The organism is Paenibacillus sp. NPDC101420 (assembly GCF_050277435.1).
In the GTDB taxonomy this organism is placed as follows: Bacteria; Bacillota; Bacilli; order Paenibacillales; family Paenibacillaceae; genus Paenibacillus_AQ.
Genome location: NZ_JBNNSE010000006.1, coordinates 100,356 through 120,467, shown reverse-complemented (window position 1 = coordinate 120,467; position 20,112 = coordinate 100,356). Strand labels below are relative to the sequence as shown.

Below are 20,112 nucleotides of genomic sequence, written 5' to 3'. Positions count from 1 at the left end.
CGCCAACGGCGTTTTTGCTTGTGAAAGACTAATTTAAGTACCTATGCACCTTATCCCCGTAGTGATCTTCTGCTAAGAGCATGTTGACCGTTACGCAAGAAAGTACTACGAGTATTTCTTAATAAGGAAATCCGCTCCTCTGCAAGCTGATTTGCCGCAACAGAAGTAGGAATTCCATTTAGACGTGAGATTTCCAGCACGCGGGTGATGTTATCGTAAATTTTTGCAACCTGTTTAAACGCACGTTCCTTATTATAACCATTCAGTTCATCCGCAATATTAATAACGCCACCAGCATTAATCACATAATCAGGAGCATATACAATGCCCATTTCGTGCAGAGTATCGCCATGATAGGCCTCTTTTAACTGATTGTTGGCTGCGCCAGCGATCACCTTCGCCTTAATTACCCGGAGGGACTCATCATTGATCGTTGCTCCGAGTGCGCATGGAGCATAGATATCACAGTCTGTACTGATAATATCTGCGGGATCGACTGCTTTGGCGCCGTAAGCCTCTACTGCACGCCCCACAGCTTCTTTGTGAATATCAGCTACGATAAGCTGAGCGCCCTCTTCATGAAGATGCTTACACAGCGAAAAAGCCACATTCCCAACGCCTTGAACGGCTACAATCTTCCCTTCGAGCGAATCACTGCCAAACGCTGCTTTGGCCGCTGCCTTCATCCCTTGGTATACGCCGTAAGCCGTAGCTGGTGATGGATTACCCGAGGAACCATAAGTAGGAGATGTACCTGTAACATAATCTGTCTCCTGATAAATAATGTTCATATCTTCTTCTGTAGTGCCAACATCCTCGGCTGTTATGTAACGTCCATTCAAGCCCTGTATGTATCTTCCAAAAGCACGGAACATCGCTTCATTCTTATCCTTCTTGGGATCCCCTATAATTACTGTTTTCCCACCGCCTAAATTTAGGCCGGATACTGCATTTTTGTACGTCATCCCTTTCGCTAATCGAAGCGCGTCAACAATCGCTTCCTCTTCTGTAGCATATGTCCACATCCGTGTTCCACCCAGTGCGGGCCCTAATGTCGTGTCATGAATGGCGATGATTGCCTTTAATCCTGATGCTTTATCCTGACAAAATAACAGTTCCTCGTAATCGTCCTGCTCGAGTGTTGCAAACAATTCCATTCTTAATATCCCCTATCTCTTTGTTATATTCCACATGTTGGTTGTTACTCTTACCTCTCAAAGTATTGTAGCAGAATGTGTCGTAAAACAAAAAGAACCACGTCACCCTTATAACTTTCAATGGATGACGTGGCTCTTATATGAATGCTACTGCACCGAATAGAGTGCAATTGTCAAAATGTGTTACAGCTTAGCAATTGTTTCTGTAAGAACAGGAACGATTTGCGATTTACGGGATACTACACCTCTGAGAAGTGCTTTATTGTCATCAAGCTTAACATTGTACGCCGTTTCTACTGCACCTGCAACTCGACCCAGAGCCAGACCTACGGAATCATTATTAAGGATATCTGTAACTACAAACAAAAACAGATCCAATTCTTTTTCAGCAATAATGGAAGTAAGTGCAGTTTCCAGTTCAGCTTGTTTGGAGAGAACATCATTAACATCCACCGCGTTCACTTGAGCGATTTCAACTTTGTATTCACCCATTTTGAATTCCTTTGCATCCAAGGAAATCAGTTGAGCGATACTCTTGTCGCTAAGATCAGCTCCAGCCTTCAGCATGTCGAGACCGTAGCTTTCAGCATCTACACCAGCGATTTCAGCAAGCTCACGTGCTGCAGCTACATCTTCCGCAGTGCAAGTTGGTGATTTAAACAGCAAGGAATCAGAAATGATCGCAGACAGCATCAATCCGGCGATTTCTTTAGGAATAGCAACTCCGTTTTCTTTATACAACTTGTTAAGAATAGTAGCTGTACAGCCTACTGGCTCAGCACGATAGTATAACGGATGTGCAGTCTCAAAGTTTGCGATCCGGTGATGGTCGATAACTTCAACCACGCGCACTTGATCAATGTCATTCGCACTTTGTTGGCGTTCGTTATGGTCAACAAGAATAACCTGATTTGCTTCACCAGCTACGTTCTCTACCAGACGAGGAGCAGCGACTCCGAAATGATCAAGCGCAAATTGCGTTTCACCACTAACCTCGCCCAGACGAACGGCCTCAGCATCCCAGCCCAATTCCTTTTTGAGTGCAGCATAAGCAATTGCAGAACAAATGGTATCCGTATCCGGATTTTTGTGTCCAAAAACCAAAGTTTTTTCCATTTCCAATCTCCTTACTATGTTTTAGTGAGATTAATATACCATACATTGATAGCGGCTTCCAGATTGTGTGGTTTGAAAAATGCTTTATCGGCATTCAATTAGCCTCTTCTAAGTTGTTCACGCCCTAGTCTTTGGAAGTGGTACCGGCTTGTCCTCCCCATGCATTGGCTCATTATCCGAGAAAAGGTCCGGATTCTCTGTCAGCATCTGGCTTAGAATATCCGTCGTTTCTACCGTCCCACATACCCTGACTAACGCGTCTCCAAAGTTACCCTTGCGCATGGCACCGCCCTCTTCAAGCTCACGCTCCACCTTCCAAAAATGCTCCGACCAAGAGAGGCCACAATGTCTGCGAGAAGGCACCATGATTTCATCTCCTCCCGGCGTCACCGTATATAGCTCCTCATGGGTATCCGTCATTCTGCCTGGAATATCGACCCACTCTTCAATGCCATGGATGAACGTATTCCGCCGAAGATCGACTCCCAGCAGTACAATTTCCGCTTTTCGATCAAGTAGCTTGCCCCATGCTGAACCACGGGCGCACGGCGTATCCCAGCGTTCATCCCCCGTAGTGAACTCCTCAGCATCTGCACCTAAAGCCGCTACAGAATGCGTCGGATGCCAAGAGCGAATAACACCTGGACGTTTACGGAATAACTCCGGTAATATCCCTACACAAGATGGGGAATCTTGAACAGAGAACCTTGGATTGTCTGCATTAATATAAGCCCATGTATGAGTTGGCAATACGAGCAGTCCGTCCTTCATATATTCACTGAGTACATCCAGTACTGTGTTCGCCCCTCCATCTACTTCCCCAATGCTTTTTAAAGAGGAATGGACCAGAATAGTCCCGTATGGATCAAGCTTTAGCTCCTGCAATTGTTTCATCAAGCTAGTTGTTGTGTGCATTGTACGCTCTCCTTATGTATGAACTGGATTTTATGATGCATAAACATCTACTTGCAAAAATCGTATTTTACTATTAAAATTATAGCAACTTAATAATACTCACTAAATCTTTTAAAGATCACAATATAACTTACTCACATTTAGCATTAACACGGAGGTAATTACACATGACATTAACATTAAAAGGACTACATCACGTATCCGCAATTACAGGTAAAGCGCAAGAAAACTTTAGGTTCTATACCGAAGTACTTGGACTGCGTCTCATTAAAAAGACAGTAAACCAGGATGATATTTCAGTGTATCATTTATTCTATGGTGATGAGAAGGGTAATCCCGGAACCGAATTAACTTTCTTCGAACTCCCGATGGCGGGCCGCAACCGTGCAGGCAATAACAGCATCTCCGCGCTCTCCCTTCGAGTGCCAAATGATGCTGCACTTACCTATTGGGAGCAGCGTTTCACCGAGCTTAACGTAGAGCATGAAACGATTCAAACCATCGGTGGCCGCCAGGCTTTAGCCTTCCGTGATCACGAAGGGCAACGTTTCATTCTAGTATCCGACGAAAATGATAATGGTGTTGCCGGTGGCATCCCTTAGGCTAAAAGCCAGGTACCTGCTGAATATGGGATTGTTGGTCTAGGTCCCGCACATCTTACAGTAGAAAGTGCAGAGCATACGGCGGTTGTACTGGAGCAATTGCTTGGCTTCCGCCGCAAAGGCACTTATCCTTCAACCATTGCGGGCCAGCCAGATGTGATTGTATTTGAGACTGGAGAAGGCGGATCAGGTGCAGAGGTTCACCTAGAGGAACGCAATGATCTAGAGCAGGAACATTTAGGACGAGGTGGTGTGCACCATGTCGCATTCCGCGTGGATAACGAGGAGGAATTGAAGCAATGGGTCGAGCATATACGCACAGCTCAGCTTCCTAACTCCGGATTCGTGGATCGTTTCTACTTCCGCTCTCTTTATTTCCGCGAGCCTAACGGCATTCTTTTTGAGCTAGCTACAGACGGGCCAGGCTTTGCAACAGATGAGCCAATGGAAAATTTGGGCGAATCTCTTGCACTGCCACCATTTCTGGAATCGAAACGCCAGCAAATCGAAGCTTATCTGAAGCCGCTGGATACTCGGCAATAAGATTCTTCAGCTCACTTAATAAAAGGTGTGAGGCGCTGATGCGCTCACACCTTATTTTTTATTGAAGATCCGTTGTCTTGCCTACAATGTCTAAGAGCTCCGACAGAACTCGAATTTCGTATTTCGGTTGAACACCCGACGTATTCTCTTTACCGAGCGGGTTAAACCAGCAAGTATCGATCCCATAATTGATTCCGCCTTGAATATCAGAGGTTAAGGAGTCCCCTACAATCAGTACTTTTTCCTTATCCGAAATCCCCAATTTGGCAAAAGCATAATCAAAAATCCCTGTCTCCGGCTTCTGACAACCAGCCTCCTCTGAAATAATGATCTGCTCAAATGTTTCACTAAGCGGTGATCCTTGGATTCTGGAAGTTTGCACTTCTTTAATTCCGTTCGTAATGATCGCTAATCGACAGCCGGCAAGCTCCTCGCACAGCTCGATCGCTCCCTGGATCAGAAAGGTTCCCTCGCCTAAGAAACGTAGATATGCTTCACTAAACGCCTCAGGATCTAGCTCCAGCGCATTCGCAGCGAATAACCGATTAAACCGTTCCACGCGTAATGCCGCAGAACTAATCTTCCCCTGCTCCAAATCCCGCCACAGCGCATGATTAATTTCCTGATAACTGGCAGCATAATCCTCAGCACCTGTGGGCATCCCAACATGTAGAAATGCGTTAGATAACGCGTGACTTTCTGCCATTCCGTAATCAAACAGTGTATCGTCAGCATCGAATAAAATAACGTCGTATTTCATAAATATCCCCCAAAACTCTTTTCTCAAAAAGGTACTACAGTGATACAATCAAGTCAACTTATCAGTCAGACGACAAAAATTTACTTTTTTAAGGTAGTTTTAAGCGAATTGTGTTATTTTAAAAAGAAAACGGTGGTGAGCGTCATATTATACGTTTTATCGTTTCTAATGTCTTTTTCTATCGTCTACTTTCTAATTCCGCCGCTCGGCAGACTAGCTTTCCGACTTGATTTTGTGGACAAGCCTCGTCAAGACGTTGAGCGTAAAATTCATAGAGAGCCTATACCGCTTACGGCCAGTTACGCCATATTCATTGGATTTTTCATTACCTATCTGGTATTTGCCCGTGAATTCTCCATGGAAACCGTCGCGCTGTTTGCAGGGGGCGTACTGCTGCTGACCATAGGCACCATAGATGATTGGTACAAAACAAAAGGTAAGGATTTCCCGGCACTGCCCAAAATGATTGTGCAGGTTAGTGCGGCTGTTCTTGTTTATCTTTCCGGCAACGCATTTACAGGCTTCTACAACCCCTTCTCAGGGGATTATATCGTTCTACCCGTTGTATTACAGTTTCTATTGACGATTATCTGGATCTTCGGCGTAACCACTGTCATTAATTTCTCGGATGGTATGGATGGTTTGGCTGGCGCCTTAACTGCTATTTCGGCCATAACACTATTTATTGTCGCATTAACTAAGGGGCAATCCTCTTCTGCGATTATGGCGATTGCACTCGTCGGTGTCACCATTGCTTATCTACGCTATAACAAACCGCCCGCCAAAATCTTTATGGGCGACGCCGGGGCTACCTTTCTAGGTTTCATCCTTGCGGTAATCGCACTCGACGGTGCGTTTAAGCAAGCTACGGCCCTGTCGCTGTTCATCCCGATTCTGGCGCTGGGCGTTCCGATCTTCGACAATATTTTTGTCGTCGTCAAACGCTTTATCCAAGGCAAGTCCATTTATCAGGCCGACGCTACCCAGGCTCATTACCGCCTGCTTCGTGCAGGTTTGAGCCAGAAGCAAGTCGTTGCCGTGTTATGCTTGATCAGCGTTTGTCTATCCTTATCCTCTATCATTCTGTTGTTGATCGAGACTTGATGTATTATTTGCGGATTAGTATCGTACAGGAACAATCGCATCAGCTAGTCCATTGAAGTAATAAAAACGAGCAAGTTTCCAATCTGGAAACTTGCTCGTTTCTTGTTTGAAGTTCATACTTCTTCAGGCCCATAACTCTGCAGCCAAACACATCATCTCATCTGTCGCTTTCTTGCGTAAACTCGGCTAACCTACGGTAAATCCCTATGATCTCCTCCATAGGCATCCTCACTAATCCACTGGAAGAGGGAGCTATAAATTCACGTACACCGTCTACCTTCGGAGGTACATCCCCTTGAAATCCCCAGTTTGCTTTAGTCCTACGGCTAAACTCTGTATATACACCTTTTCCTACAAAACAGGCGACCTGTGGGCGATACAATTCCAGCTTGGAGCGAAGCAATTCGCGGCCCTCATTATATTCCTCACGGGTAATATCGTCGATTCCGCGTGTAGGCCTGGAAACAATATTCGTAAAACCATAACCCAGCTTAAGTAGTTCCCCGTCCTCAGACGCGTCGTATAGCCGAGGAGTAAGTCCTGAATTGTGCAAGATTCTCCAGAAATTATTTCGTGGATTCGCGTAATGGTGCCCCACTTCACCTGAACGAATACTCGGGTTAAAACCAATAAATACAATCTGTAATCCGTGATCTAGGTGATCTGAAATTCCATCCATGTGAGTATGCCTCCTAACCAAACGTTGTTCTAATTCTACAATGGGGTATACACATTAAGACAGGAAGCCGGAATTGGGTCCGCCAGCCATACCTCATTACCCGCACAATAAAAAGTTACACCCATTTGACCAGCGCTAATCGTATCAACAGTCAGTAGAATCAATTTCCCTCTGCGGCTTCCGGCCAGACTGGCAAAATGTGTCCCTTCGGATAAATGAACATATTGGCGTCCCATTGATTGGAGTCCCTCTTCTAAAATAACTGAGAGAACGCCAGTATGAGTTCCGTGATAAAGCGTAGATGGCGGAGTTCCCGGATCATAGGAAATTTTGGTATGACTATGCCCGTACCGAGCTTTGATTCGATCTCCATTGATTTCAAATCGTTGCTTCTCGCAGCTTGCAACCACTTGCTGAATATCTCCCACAGTCACCTCAGACCATCTAGGAGCTTTCACAAGCACGGACAACAAATCGTCCAACGTACAGGAACCATCCTCAGGATCCAAAATAAGGCCATACTGCTCTGGAGTATGCCGGAGCAATTTAGTCATAAATTTACTTAACGACACTTCTGTAGCACTGCTTAACATTATATTTCTACCTCAATTCATAACTCATTGCTATTCTATTTTCTACAGCCGTGGATCTACAGGATCAGACTCCAAAGACAGCGCAGCAAGCACACATTCATGTACGCGTTCTATCGGCTCTTTACGAATAAAACGTTCCACCGATTCCCGGCTAAGCGCACATTCCATTAAGGCATTTCGCTCTTTTTTGCTTGTTTTGCGCTGCTTGAGGCGTACAAGATTGTCCGGCTGTAAATAATCTATTCCATAGATAATATGCAGATATTTACGCCCTCTCACCTTGAGTGCAGGCTGAACCAGTTTATCTCCATTACGTGTTATAAATGTTTCCGGTTTGATAACAATCCCTTCATGCCCATCCTCCGTCATCTCTTCCCACCAACGGATTATCTGTTCCTCGTCCGCTTCATTACAAACCGTGCGGTATTCAGTCTCCATAAATAAAGGTGACAACTCCGCTAGTTCACGATTATGCTCCATATGCCAAAGATGGCTGTGCTCAAAGAAAGTTTGTCCGCTATGCGCAAGCGTGTGGAAGGGAGCAATCTTAATCCCCTCTAATCCACTAACGTCCCAGCAATACTTTTGGAAAGCTTCCTTAAAAAGATGAGCATTCTGGAGCTTCTCCTCCATTTCCTGTATCCACGAGGTAACATCTCGCCCTGATCTTTCAGCCTCACGCAGCTTCTCCAAAAGATGCTCACGATCTAACAGTGCAGCTTCAGCCACATGTGCATATTGGGAGGAAATCAGCTCACGCGCTTTCAAGTTCCACGGTACGATCTCCGCATCTAGGAGCAGCAAATCCGTGTTATTTTTCGCAAAATAATTCGCCTGCACGAGATCCGCGTTCAGCCTACGTAACACTTCAGATTCAGTATCCCTGTCAAAAAAAGCTCGGCCTGTACGTGTATAAATCGTGCCTAACGACGGCCTGCCCACATACGATAATGCCGCCTCTTCATCCCGGAATAACAATAGGATGGCCCGGCTGCCCATATGTTTTTTCTCCGCGATCATTGTCTTCACACCTTGTGCACGGAAATAAGCAAAAGCTTCACGCGGATGCTCCAGATAGTTCTCATCTATAGACACTGAAGGCGGCGGACTCATGGTCGGTGGAATATATACCAGTTCCTCTAGTGGAACCGTAAAGTGGGAGACCGTGTCTATAGCCGTTTTAACGAACTCTCCGCGCACCGTTATCTCACCGTAAAGGTCAGACTGGACTGAGTAGCCCTCCACGAATTTGCGCAGGTTAGGTGGTGAGAATCTTCCCCGCTCCCAACGAATTAACGGACTGTCGGGATCACCTGCATAATCGCGTTTCGCTCTAACACTAACGAATTTCCCTTCAGGGTAACGGTACGCAGTTAAAGATCCACCAAATACAGCGCCTTGGTCGATGTTCACTGTATTTTTCACCACGGTTGGAAAAGGTCTAGGATCATGCCCCCAGACGATAATCTCTCCAGATTCGTGTTCGACATACCATTCTTTCCTTACAGGTGCACCCTTGCCATCCATTCCATCAGTGTCCCCATATCGGCAGAAGTCCTGAATCCGTTTGGACTGCTTGCCGATAAATTCATCGCGAATGCCGGCATGGGTAACTACGACCCGCCGCACGCCATTGCGGCCAAACAACAAGTGGCTAGGCGCGGACAACAGAAACTGTTTAAGTTCATCCCTAAGCCTTTTTGCTTCCTCATCGCCTGCTTCTAGCGCAAATGCCTCCAGCTCGGCGGCGATATTCTCGTCTCCGTGACTTAATGTAACTTTGCGGCCATCCAGGTAGCGGGCGATTTTCCAGCCATGGTTGCTGTCGATCATGCGGGCAATTCCAGCATCTACATGCTTTTTCCAAAACCTCATCGTCTTCAGCGATTCCGGGCCCCGGCTCATCACATCCCCCACAGAAATTAACTGCCTACTCTCGGGGTGTCTGTACAACCCTTGCTCGTCTTCCTTATATTCCAATCTTTCGAGTAGCTCGATCATCTCTTCATAACAACCATGAATGTCGCCGATTATATCAAGTCCTTTATCGATTTCAACCCAAAGCGGGTTCTGCTTACGTTCAAAAAGTACTGACTCCGTATTTTTCAAAAAATAAGTCGAGGCAAAGCCCTCGTCCTTAACACTCCGTAGCGAACGCTTGAACTGTCCATATTGTTGATTGACCCGCTGGCGTCCTCGTGGATGCTCACGCTGTACATCCCGCTCCAGCAGCGTTTCCTCTGGAACATCGAGCACCCAAGCCATACATGGAACATTATACTTATCTGCTAAATCTAAATATTGCTTACGGTATTCCTCTTGCAGATGTGTAGCATCCACCACCGTCAGTTTTCCAAGTCGGCAGCGCATGGCAATGACTGAATTCATTGCTTCAAAGGCTAGACTTGAGAGCAACTGATAATCATTAAAAATAATATCTGCTTCTTCGCGGGGGCGATTCTTCCAATCCATAAAATCAGTGTCGCCAAGCATGCTACGGAAATCATCCGATGAGACGATTTCTGTCTGCAACAACGTGCCTTCATCTACTAATCTACGCAGTAAAGTGCTTTTGCCGCTATTGGAGGGACCCACCAATACAATAATTCCTGCATGCGGAAAAAGAATGGTTCGCTGCTTTTCTTTTTGCTCTTCTGTAGTCATTACAATGCTCCCTCCTTCGTAAATATCGCCATCTGCGTCGGGTATCCAAAAGCGTCAGAACCCTCGCCAATTCCTTTAAAATCAACCGAATAATCAAAGGAGCTCGTCCAGCGCATACACCACTCGGAAAACTCTGCTCGTCCCCATTCAAAACGGTGATCACTATGCCGCATTTCTTCCGCTTCCATCTCATACACCTCGTTATACTCCTTGTTCGGTGTAGTCAGGATCAATACCTTAGGACTATATTCCGCCAGAATAGTCTCCATCACTCGAGCCAGCCTATATTCGTCGATATGCTCAATAACCTCACATAGAATCATAATATCCTTGTTCCGCAGCGATTCATCGAAGTAGAACAAAGAACCTGTAACAGGCGTCGGCACGGTAACTCCTTCTCGGTCTTCAAGCTTCGAGAAGCGGTCTATTGCGCGTAGCTGTGCGTTTGCGGAAGGCTCAACCGCCCAGATCTGCTTAACGCCCGGCACACTTCCGAGCCTTGCCGAAAGTTTCCCTTCGCCGGAACCAAAATCAACAATACTACTCTTGAAAGCCAACCCTTCTACTGTTTCTGCAATCGCCGCATACCGCAGATCATTTAATCTAATTTTAGGCTCAGCTGAAAGCTCAGCAGGAGTAACAGCCACTTTTTCAGAAGAAGGGGTGGATTCCTCACCATCAAATTGCTTAATAAGATTAGCAAATCGTAGTGACCGCTTGAGAATTAACGCACGCAACGGATGACTATCCAACCAGCCTTCGCCATAACGCCTGATTTTTTCAATCTCATCATCACTGATAAAATAATGCTTATCATCATCTAATGCCGGAATCAGAATGAACAGTTGACGAAGGGCCCTTTGCAGCGTCTGTTCTCCCCGCAGCCTAATGTATCGTGCAGAACTGCGGCTTTTTAAATCAAAAGAATACACTGCATCTCCTCTTTCAAGCTCAAGCTCGTAGCCAAGTACATGAAACAGTTCCTCAATCGTGTGATCAGGCAGGTTCGATGCTACTGGGCCAAAGGACAGCTCCAATTGAAATTTGTGATCTACCCAAGGCAAAAATACTTCCTTAGGCTTTCCATTAAGAGCTGTACCTAGCGCTGGACGGATATAAGAGCAGAACCGGCTGCTCGTAACAAACTCCCGATCGTTAATATATTGTGTGATGTCATTATGAGCTGTATTTCCTTTAACTAGAGCTATTGGATCTGGTGTGACATAGATAAAGGCCTCTGTCTCTTCGTCGGAAGCTGCAGTGAATACTATACGCACTCTAGCTTCTTTATCGCTCCTGTCATATAAATTATGTGGGTTTTTAGCCAGCAGATGGGACAACATCCCTGCTCCTGACCCCGTCGCCTTGATAATCAAATGCATAAGCTTTATCTCTCCTTAATTAACAATTATTGAATTGTGAACTTACCAGTTCCATTGCCCCGTTTCTCCCCAGACCTCTATCAGTGCTGATCGGAACAAGACATCTAACGCTTCATCCATAACACCAACACTCTGTTCAAAAGCAGAAGCAACCGCCTCGTAATGAGCAATTCTCTCCTCCAAATAAATATTGATAACATCCAAGCGCGGCTCCAGATTTAGTTCATCACCGGACATTTTACGAAATAACAGGCTCTGCACAGCTCCCTGTAATTCTGAATCTTGTGGAATCAAATCCTGTACAAGCACATTAAAATCGAGCGGCGGCACTTCGTTGTATTTTTCAATCCAAGCGCATGCTAAGAGTGGTCTTAATACGTAAAAATATTTCTTGATTTTAACCTCACTGCCTTGCAGATAATCCCGGTAATTTCCTCGCGCCATGTTCAAATAGTGGTAAATGCATGATTTTGGCGAAAAGCTTTGTGGCGAGAGTTCACGGATACTTTCGGCTACAGCGTATTTTTCTTCATAGCGAATCGGTGATTCTAACCATTCCAGCAGAGGCGGATTAGATTTCCGAAATAGATTAAGCCCCTTCTTCAAGTCCCAACCGTTAATATCAAGCATGTCACTGATCGGCCGTTCTATTACATCCCTGTGCTCAAAAATAGATAAATACGCCTCAGGTCTCCGTATGTATAGGAATCTAACATCATAATCACTATCTTTGGATGGAAATCCCCAAGCCCGGCTCCCCGATTCACACGCATACAAAATGCGGACTTGTTCTTCAGATTCAATGGTCCGAAGCTGCTGAATGATCGATTGATGTATTTCCGACATATTAACCCCTCCCTTAAACCTTCTAAATATGCAAAAAAGACCATGGACTCCATCGTCCATGGCCGGGCTTCACCTAAATACAGAACTCCTTACCGGTTAATATAGCGTTGTTGATTCACCGGAAATGAATACACTGATTCTAAGGCTGACCTGTAAGCCAAGGTAACAGATGGACGCAAATATGGATAAGCATTATACGATGGCTGATTATTCATATTGTTATTCATCTGTCCTTACCCCCAAGTCAAATTATATTTTATTCAGTACCATTTCATCCTTAACCTATCTCCAAAAGCATAATCCAACTATCCAGTTTCTGTCAACCAGTACTCTTTTTCTGTAATCTTTTACTAACCTTATTCTTAGCTTATTTCAGTAATACTTTCAATTCAGGCGTCATATCGGACGCTTTTAACATAACGAAATCACTATAACCCTCCTTATACAGCAGCTTCACAATGTAGTTGCCATTCTCAACTCCATAATTGAAACGATGATCTAAAATATCCGTTAATAGTGCCTTATCCTTCGTAACAACTGTAAGATTCTTTTCACGTGCAAGCACTAATCTTTGTTCAGGACTCGTAGGATTCTTAGCTGTTTGCTTATCCATAAAGTCGTCTTTTACAATCTCTGCCGATTGGATATCTTCAGCTGTTATTCGTATTTTATCGGCATAGCCTTTTTCGTTCATCCACTTTTCAAGCTCATGGAAAGAAGACTTCCACGGAAAATAATAACCATAATCTGTAGAAATTTGATTACTGTTCTCTTTTACCTTTACCTCTACTTGGATATTAGCCACATCAGGTTTTCCGTCCTTATCTATCTGTACTTCGTAGGACATATTCGAAATTTCGCGTTTGATAATCTCCTTTAGCTCTGAAATTTCCTGAGGATCAGAGATGGCTACTTTTTTATTCCTGTTAGTAACCCACATATAATCCAGGTCTTTGTCTAAGAGAGCTAAATTATACTTTTCATACTTGTAAGCTTCGGTATCCTTAACCGCCTTGAGCTCTGATTCAAACCCCTTATTAGGGATCCAGTATTCCCTCACTAGCTTGTGACCGTTCTCCAATTGATAGGCGATGGTAAAATATTCATAAGCGTATTGTTGTGAGGTATGTTCTGGACGTACCGCAATTACCGCTTGATGAAGTTTACGGACAGCTTCTATATAATCTTTATCATCGGAAAAAGGGTCCTGCCCCATATAGGGTGTAGTAGTGTACAAATCATCCGTGGGGGTATACCAACGGTAGTTAGATCCCATATACACACCACTAATCTTATCACCGGATGGTACTCTAGCTTCATACCCGGTAACACTTGATATCGGGATATACAGAAGTAACCCCAGCATTACTGCATAAACCGCAAACTCTGCTAACACTTTACGCGTCATAATCTGCCATGTTTTCCGAATAATCATTTCCGCTGCAACATAACCGATAATGGCTCCGATGGCATAACCACTAATCACCCAGCCCATTTGCTGTTGCTTCATTTGCGCAAAATAATTCCCGGAAATAAGCATAGTACATAACATAAATCCTGCTTTAAACAGCGGGTTGAAATATCCAAAAGCAATAGCCTGACCCGCTTTTTCCGTATTTCGTTTACGGTATAATAGATAGGACAACCCAATAAATAGAAGTGCCAATACCCCATAAATCCATAATTCTGTATTGGTGAATGGTTTGCCGGTAAAATAATACACGATATGAACAAACGGAGACCACATCTGCAAACTAGAATCTCGGAAGTTTACATTTGCATTTGCATAACCATAAAGATACATGACTAAATGGCTATTGATTAATGAAATCAGTACAACAGGAAGAATAAGCAAAATATAAATGATAATTCCCTGAAGAATAGATTGGCCCGTGCATATTCCCACAAAAACACTAAAGCAGAAGAGGAACAAAGTTAGAATACTAACTGTGATGCACCATTGCCAAATATCTGCGCCCTGAAAAATATAAAAATTACCACTCCATCGCTTAACAACCGCAACCACCCCTGCAGTTAACCAAACCGGCACCAACAGTAAGGTAAGTCCACTTGTCAGATGAGCCGTAAATAAATGCTCTCTGCGTAAAGGCAGGCTATGCCATAGATCTGATGGAGATTTTGCCTGAAGATATCGGAATAAAAAGAGTCCAGCAGCAACAGGGATCGTAATAATAAACAATGCTTGCACATTACCAGAGATGCGGAATAAATGATCGATTTCCTGCGGTTTTGCATTTGGATCGATACTCATGAACAGCTGCAATGGAAGTGCGAACATTAGGCCAAGTGCATATATAATCCCTATCCAGCCATGCTGGCGGAAGTTCTGGCGAATAATACTGCTATTAAAGTAGTATCGGCTGCGCGTCATATCCGACATCCCCCATTTCATAAATAAAGATCTCTTCTAGCGTTAATGGAAGCAAATCGAATACGTATGGCTCGTACACTTGAAAAGCCGCTTTAATTCGCTCACGATCCCCTTTTACTATGTAGAGGTTCACGCTCCCCCGGCGTTCTTGATGTAATATTTGCAGCTTCGCTGCTAACGGAATTTCATGCCGTTCATCTCGGAAGGCCACTTGAATCTTATGTGTATCCGCCTTAAGATCATCCAGGTCCTTCTCAATCAGCATCTTCCCACCATGCATAATCCCAACATGATCACACAGATCTTCGATCTCACGAAGATTATGTGAAGAAATGATTACCGTCAGCTCGCGTTCAGCAACCTCCTGAAATAGCAGGTTTTTGATCTGGCGTCGCATTACCGGATCTAACCCGTCAATCGGCTCATCCATAATAAGCACATCTGGCATACAGCTTAAACATAACCAGAATGACGCTTGCCGCTGCATCCCTTTGGAGAAACGACTAAGCTTCCGCTTCTTATCGAGCTGAAAGACGGTCCCCAAATCTTCAAAACGCTTCTGATTCCAACTCGGATAGATCGAGCGATAGAAGGCTGCCATTTGCAGCATGGTGGATTGCGGGAAAAAGTACGGAGAATCCGGCATAAAAATAACCCGTTGCTTAGTCGTCGGGTGTTCGAATACCGCTTCACCCTCCACCTTCACGGTTCCCTTATCTGGAGAGTAAATGCCTGCCAAGGTTTTCAGCAGCGTAGTTTTACCCGCGCCATTAGAGCCGAGCAGCCCATAAATCGTCCCTTTACGTACTGTTAAAGAGATATCGTCGACTGCCTTCTCCCCTTGAAATAACTTACTGACGCCTCGAATCTCAATCATCACTTTTCCCTCCTTCTCTCTGCTTCTCCACTTGCTCATACAATGAACTAATCTCAGCTGCGGTGAACCCAAGGTATACCGCTTCCGCCATCAGTCTAAGCAACTCAGCACGTACTTCGGCTTTTTTAATCTCATTCTGTTCTTTTTTCATTGGGGCTACAAAACTCCCTTTCCCCTGCAGTGAATAGATATACCCCTCACGTTCCAATTCACGGTAAGCCTTCTGAATCGTATTGGGATTCACGGTTAGCTGCTGGGATAATGTCCTTACCGAAGGCAGTTGTTCATCAGTCTGCAAAATACCATGTAAAATCATCTCCTTGACCTTATCGGTCAGCTGCTCATAAATCGGCTTGCGACTGCGAACGTCCAATTCGAACATAACCATCCTCCTTTCACTGTCTTCCCTTAGTTCATGATGATGTGTATTAACTGTACTACTATTATTAGTACAGTTTAATCTTTATGTCAACGCAAAAACCCCCACAGTTATAAAAAACTGTGGGGACTTTTTCTCATAAATAGACACTTTATTAGCCTGAGGCGGTATTCATACTCTCGTCTCTTGATTCAGAAAAATTCGAGTGCGCTCCTGCTGTGGATGATCAAAAATCTGCTCTGGTGTTCCAGACTCCGTAATCTCACCGTTGTCCATGAAAATCACACGATCAGCCACATCACGAGCAAAGTTCATCTCATGAGTGACAACAATCATCGTCATATTCTCCTCAGCAAGTTGACGGATGACGCGTAGTACCTCGCCCGTGAGTTCAGGATCAAGCGCGGAAGTGGGTTCATCGAACAATAGAATATCAGGATTGAGCATTAATGCTCTCGCAATAGCAACCCGTTGCTTTTGTCCACCCGACAGCTTTGCAGGATACACATCCGCTTTTTCAGCAAGTCCTACCTTAGAAAGTAAGTTCTCACTTCTAGCCGTAATCTCCTTCACGCTCTCCCGTTTCAACATCCTTGGAGCTAGCTCTAGATTGCCTCGCACCGTTAAATGTGGAAATAGGTTAAAGTGTTGAAATACCATTCCCATGGACGCTGTGATCTCACGAATACTTGCTACACTAGCGTATTTTCCATTCTCCACGAGCGGCTTACCTTGGATGAAGATGCTTCCACCCGTAATTTCCTCTAGATGTACTAGACTACGCAGCATCGTACTCTTACCTGAACCTGAAGGCCCGATAACAGCGACGGCTTCTCCCGCCTGGATATTGAAACTAACCTTCTTCAACACATCCAATTTGCCGAAGGATTTCTGTAAATCACTTACTTCTATCATGTTACTCATATTCAGACAGTCCCTCTACTCGAATTTAAAACGTTTCTCCAGTGCTTTGAAGAATAAAGTGAGCACCAGCGTCATCAGTAAGTAAATCACTCCCGCCACTACAAAGGGGGTTACAGTAAAGTCTCGATTCACTGCTGTTTTGGCATAGTTCAGTAGCTCAGGTACAGCAACGGCATACAGTAGAGCCGTATCTTTGACCAAGGAAATCGATTCGTTTGCCACGGCTGGCAAAGCTACCCTAAACATTTGCGCTAGAATTACCTTGCGCAGCGTTTGCCATTTACTCAGTCCGAGTACTTTGGCTGCTTCATGCTGCCCTTTATCAATGGAGAGCATACCCCCACGGAAGATCTCCGCGAAATAAGCCCCATAGTTAAGAATAAACCCAAGACTCGCCGCAACGAAGCGGTCCATGACCAGATATTCCCCGATCACCGGAATCTGTGGTAAACCAAAGCAAAAAAATAACAATTGCAGTAAAAGTGGTGTTCCCCGCATGACATAGATATAGGTATGTGCAATCCAAGCCACGGGCTTGATCACACTCTTCGCCATCAAAGTGACTAGGAACCCGAGCGGAATCGACACCAAAATAACAATAAGAAACAATAAAATAGTTGTACGCGCGCCTTCTAACATCGGCCCGGAAATTTGTATTATATAATCCATTTTCATTTCTCCAATAAACTCTGTATATTGACCTTCTATTTCAATACCTTATTCTCACCAAACCACTTCGTGGAGATCTTCTCAGCCGTTCCGTCGTTGTTCATTTCATCTAAAGCCTTTTGAAGTTCTTCCAGTAGTGCCTCATTGCCTTTCTTAATTCCAATACCGTACTGCTCAGGAGCAAGCGATTCATCTAGTAGCTTAAAGGTATTAGGCTCTTTTGACATATAATATCTGGCTACCACTTCATCAATGACTACACCGTCCAGGCGCTTAGTCTTCAAATCTGTGAGCGCTAGCACATTATCAGGAAATTCCGACAGATTAGCAATTTGGTCTTTAATCGGATTAGCATTTAAAGCATCGGCAGCGGAGGATAGACTTTGAAGTCCTACCTCTTTACCCGCCAAATCCTCAAGCTTTGAAATAGTGGAATCCGCTAATACGACTACTACCTGACTATTCTCAAGATAAGGCTTAGTGAATAACACCTTTTCCTTACGTTCATCTGTGATGGTATAACCATTCCAAATCATATCAATGCGCCCACTATTCAGTTCTGACTCCTTAGCTGACCAGTCAATAGGCTGAAAAGTGATTTCTTTGCCCATTTTCTCAGCTGCAGCTCTTGCATAGTCGATATCAAACCCAACAATTTCATTATTCTCATCTCTAAAGCCCATCGGAGCGAACTTATCATCAATCCCAATCACCAGCTTTCCATCCTTGCTCCCAGAAGACGAACAGCCTGATAAAGCTGCAATAACCATGATCATAAATAAAACTAAAAGTGCATTTTTCTTCATCTCTTTTATCCCCCATCGTTGACACAGTGCTGTGTGCTTTAGTTCGCTAATACGTTATCAGAGTATCATGATAACATGACAAATTAACTACGTCGATAGATTAGAGAAGTCTACATGTGTCAAATCTACAAAGATTTCAGACAACAAAAAAAAGACGACAGATCAAATCTGCCGCCTCAACAATATGAATGATTTAATTCCACTATCAGATTTAGCGCTTATCGTTCCAAAAATTGTTAGGCTCCATATCCGAAGTAATAATATGAAACGCATAGCCTTCTTTCTTCAGCGCCTCTAGGATGCGTGGAAGAACTTTAAGTGTAGCCTTTTGATCATGCATTAGAATCACTGGGCTGCTCTTCTTCAGACTATGAACTTCTCTCATAACCGTATTATAGATGGAATTACTATCGTTCTTATATCTCCAATCCTCAGAGTCAACGTTCCAATCCCACAGATGGTACCCTTGAGTTAGTATCTTATCTCTATAAGCTTTTGTTAAATAAGGCTTACTACCATAAGGTGTACGAATCAGCGTTGTACTTTGACCTGTAATCTTCTTCAGAATTGCATTATCGTCATTCATCTCTTTCAACGCAGAAGCTGGAGAAGCATAAAATTTATCTTTCACATGTGTCATGCCGTGCAAAGCAGGTGCATGTCCATCTTTCACTAAGCGTTTCACTTGAGACGCGTGTGCGTTCATGTTATTTCCTAACATGAAGAAGGTTGCCTTCGCATCATACTTCGCCAAGATATCAAGTAGTTGGGAGGTTGTAGCGGATGGGCCATCATCAAAGCTAAGATATACAACTTTCCCCTTTGTGCCTGTCGTCCCTGTAGTTACATTTTGTTGCAAATCCTTTTTATGTTGATTCACGAATGCAGCATCGTCTAATTTAGCCCCGGAATTATACACTCTTAATAAAGATTGAGCTGGCTTAAACGAAATTGAAAATCCAAGATGAGAGGTCATCTTCACAGGAACCATCGTTCTACCATTTTCCACAAATGTTTTCAGCGGGATAGTCTTTCCATTAGGGAGAAGAGCTGTTGCGTGATCATTCAGCAGTTCAATGGAACCGTTGTTCCCTTGAACATGAATACCAACACCCTCAAGGGTAAGATTCAGATTCAGTGCTAGTGACAAGTCACGCAGCGAAACATAATATGTATCCTTTATCGACACTGCATCAATTTTAGTTAATTTATCGTTCACCCCTAATTTTAGGGATCCTGCACCCGCAGCATTCACTGTATCTATCTCTCGTACCAAGCCCGTACATACGAATAATACTATAAATAATAGCCACACTTTCTTTTTAAACATCTCAAAAAATCTCCCATCTCGTATATTTACCTATAACATTATCATAGATTAATAGATAGAAATTTGAGAGATTGTAACTTAATACAGAATAATTTGTTACCCTTTTTAAGGCTTGCAGATATTTCGACAAAATTCATCAAATACGGATTTCGGCCAAATCCTGTCACACCAACAATAAATGGTTAAATTCCAATCCTTTTGCACAAAATAGATGTGTCCAAATTAGCAACTTTAGTAAATTATTGAACAAAGTTTGAACAGAAATAAATAACCATTAATCAGCGTGGCTACAGTGATCTTTATCATATCATTAGGAACTTGTAACAAATTGATCACACATATTTAACTTGATCGCCATTATTAAGGTCTATTAT

At 43.9% G+C, this 20,112-nt stretch carries 17 protein-coding genes and 1 pseudogene; 2 read left to right on the top strand and 16 right to left on the bottom strand.

Features of this window, described 5'->3' with window-relative positions:
* Positions 1-50 precede the first annotated feature (50 nt).
* The 3 genes from ACQKMP_RS23420 to ACQKMP_RS23410 form a co-directional block, all read right to left on the bottom strand.
* Positions 51-1,157 (bottom strand): Glu/Leu/Phe/Val family dehydrogenase, encoded by a 1,107-nt coding sequence (locus ACQKMP_RS23420; RefSeq protein ID WP_427471298.1) that lies wholly within the window; start codon positions 1,155-1,157, stop codon positions 51-53.
* A 183-nt stretch (positions 1,158-1,340) separates the two neighbouring features.
* Positions 1,341-2,273 (bottom strand): manganese-dependent inorganic pyrophosphatase, encoded by a 933-nt coding sequence (locus tag ACQKMP_RS23415; protein WP_076283885.1) that lies wholly within the window; start codon positions 2,271-2,273, stop codon positions 1,341-1,343.
* Between the two features lie 117 nt (positions 2,274-2,390).
* A complete protein-coding gene (locus ACQKMP_RS23410; RefSeq protein WP_427471297.1) occupies positions 2,391-3,188 on the bottom strand; it encodes an AAC(3) family N-acetyltransferase in 798 nt (265 codons plus the stop codon).
* 167 nt (positions 3,189-3,355) lie between these two features.
* On the opposite strand from ACQKMP_RS23410, the pseudogene ACQKMP_RS23405 reads away from it, so the two are divergent.
* A pseudogene (locus ACQKMP_RS23405) lies at positions 3,356-4,333 on the top strand (ring-cleaving dioxygenase).
* 58 nt (positions 4,334-4,391) lie between these two features.
* Here the strand turns inward: ACQKMP_RS23405 and ACQKMP_RS23400 are convergent.
* Entirely contained in the window at positions 4,392-5,093 is a 702-nt protein-coding gene (locus tag ACQKMP_RS23400; protein ID WP_042185133.1) for a YjjG family noncanonical pyrimidine nucleotidase, read from the bottom strand.
* A gap of 168 nt (positions 5,094-5,261) precedes the next feature.
* Here ACQKMP_RS23400 and ACQKMP_RS23395 point away from each other — a divergent pair, with 168 nt between their 5' ends.
* On the top strand, positions 5,262-6,197 hold the full coding sequence (locus tag ACQKMP_RS23395; RefSeq protein ID WP_042124401.1) for an MraY family glycosyltransferase: 936 nt from the start codon (positions 5,262-5,264) through the stop codon (positions 6,195-6,197).
* A 157-nt stretch (positions 6,198-6,354) separates the two neighbouring features.
* On the opposite strand, the gene ACQKMP_RS23390 is transcribed toward ACQKMP_RS23395, so the two are convergent.
* The 12 genes from ACQKMP_RS23390 to ACQKMP_RS23335 all read right to left on the bottom strand — a co-directional run bounded on the left by ACQKMP_RS23390 (position 6,355) and on the right by ACQKMP_RS23335 (position 19,738).
* Positions 6,355-6,876 carry a mismatch-specific DNA-glycosylase gene (locus ACQKMP_RS23390; RefSeq protein ID WP_427471296.1) on the bottom strand — a complete coding sequence of 174 codons (522 nt, stop codon included), beginning with the start codon at positions 6,874-6,876 and terminating at the stop codon, positions 6,355-6,357.
* A gap of 35 nt (positions 6,877-6,911) precedes the next feature.
* Entirely contained in the window at positions 6,912-7,469 is a 558-nt protein-coding gene (locus ACQKMP_RS23385) for an RNA 2'-phosphotransferase (RefSeq protein ID WP_427471295.1), read from the bottom strand.
* A 42-nt stretch (positions 7,470-7,511) separates the two neighbouring features.
* Positions 7,512-10,133 (bottom strand): polynucleotide kinase-phosphatase, encoded by a 2,622-nt coding sequence (locus ACQKMP_RS23380; protein ID WP_427471294.1) that lies wholly within the window; start codon positions 10,131-10,133, stop codon positions 7,512-7,514.
* Positions 10,133-11,515 carry a 3' terminal RNA ribose 2'-O-methyltransferase Hen1 gene (locus tag ACQKMP_RS23375; protein ID WP_427471292.1) on the bottom strand — a complete coding sequence of 461 codons (1,383 nt, stop codon included), beginning with the start codon at positions 11,513-11,515 and terminating at the stop codon, positions 10,133-10,135. The genes ACQKMP_RS23380 and ACQKMP_RS23375 overlap by 1 nt, the downstream gene beginning before the upstream one ends.
* A 42-nt stretch (positions 11,516-11,557) precedes the next feature.
* Positions 11,558-12,361 carry a nucleotidyltransferase domain-containing protein gene (locus ACQKMP_RS23370; protein WP_427471291.1) on the bottom strand — a complete coding sequence of 268 codons (804 nt, stop codon included), beginning with the start codon at positions 12,359-12,361 and terminating at the stop codon, positions 11,558-11,560.
* Between the two features lie 367 nt (positions 12,362-12,728).
* Entirely contained in the window at positions 12,729-14,753 is a 2,025-nt protein-coding gene (locus tag ACQKMP_RS23365; protein ID WP_427471290.1) for a hypothetical protein, read from the bottom strand.
* Entirely contained in the window at positions 14,728-15,630 is a 903-nt protein-coding gene (locus ACQKMP_RS23360) for an ABC transporter ATP-binding protein (protein WP_042185122.1), read from the bottom strand. Before ACQKMP_RS23360 ends, ACQKMP_RS23365 begins: the two co-directional genes overlap by 26 nt.
* Positions 15,623-16,012 carry a GntR family transcriptional regulator gene (locus tag ACQKMP_RS23355; protein ID WP_076283874.1) on the bottom strand — a complete coding sequence of 130 codons (390 nt, stop codon included), beginning with the start codon at positions 16,010-16,012 and terminating at the stop codon, positions 15,623-15,625. The genes ACQKMP_RS23360 and ACQKMP_RS23355 overlap by 8 nt, the downstream gene beginning before the upstream one ends.
* Positions 16,013-16,180: 168 nt before the next feature.
* Complete coding sequence (locus ACQKMP_RS23350; RefSeq protein WP_427471287.1) at positions 16,181-16,933, bottom strand: amino acid ABC transporter ATP-binding protein; 753 nt, start codon at positions 16,931-16,933, stop codon at positions 16,181-16,183.
* 15 nt (positions 16,934-16,948) lie between these two features.
* Positions 16,949-17,608, bottom strand: a complete 660-nt coding sequence (locus ACQKMP_RS23345) for an amino acid ABC transporter permease (protein ID WP_042185116.1) — start codon at positions 17,606-17,608, stop codon at positions 16,949-16,951.
* A 29-nt stretch (positions 17,609-17,637) separates the two neighbouring features.
* Positions 17,638-18,408, bottom strand: a complete 771-nt coding sequence (locus ACQKMP_RS23340; protein ID WP_042185114.1) for an amino acid ABC transporter substrate-binding protein — start codon at positions 18,406-18,408, stop codon at positions 17,638-17,640.
* 211 nt (positions 18,409-18,619) lie between these two features.
* Positions 18,620-19,738, bottom strand: coding sequence for a polysaccharide deacetylase (locus ACQKMP_RS23335; RefSeq protein ID WP_052404162.1), 1,119 nt, complete (start codon positions 19,736-19,738; stop codon positions 18,620-18,622).
* Positions 19,739-20,112 lie beyond the last annotated feature (374 nt).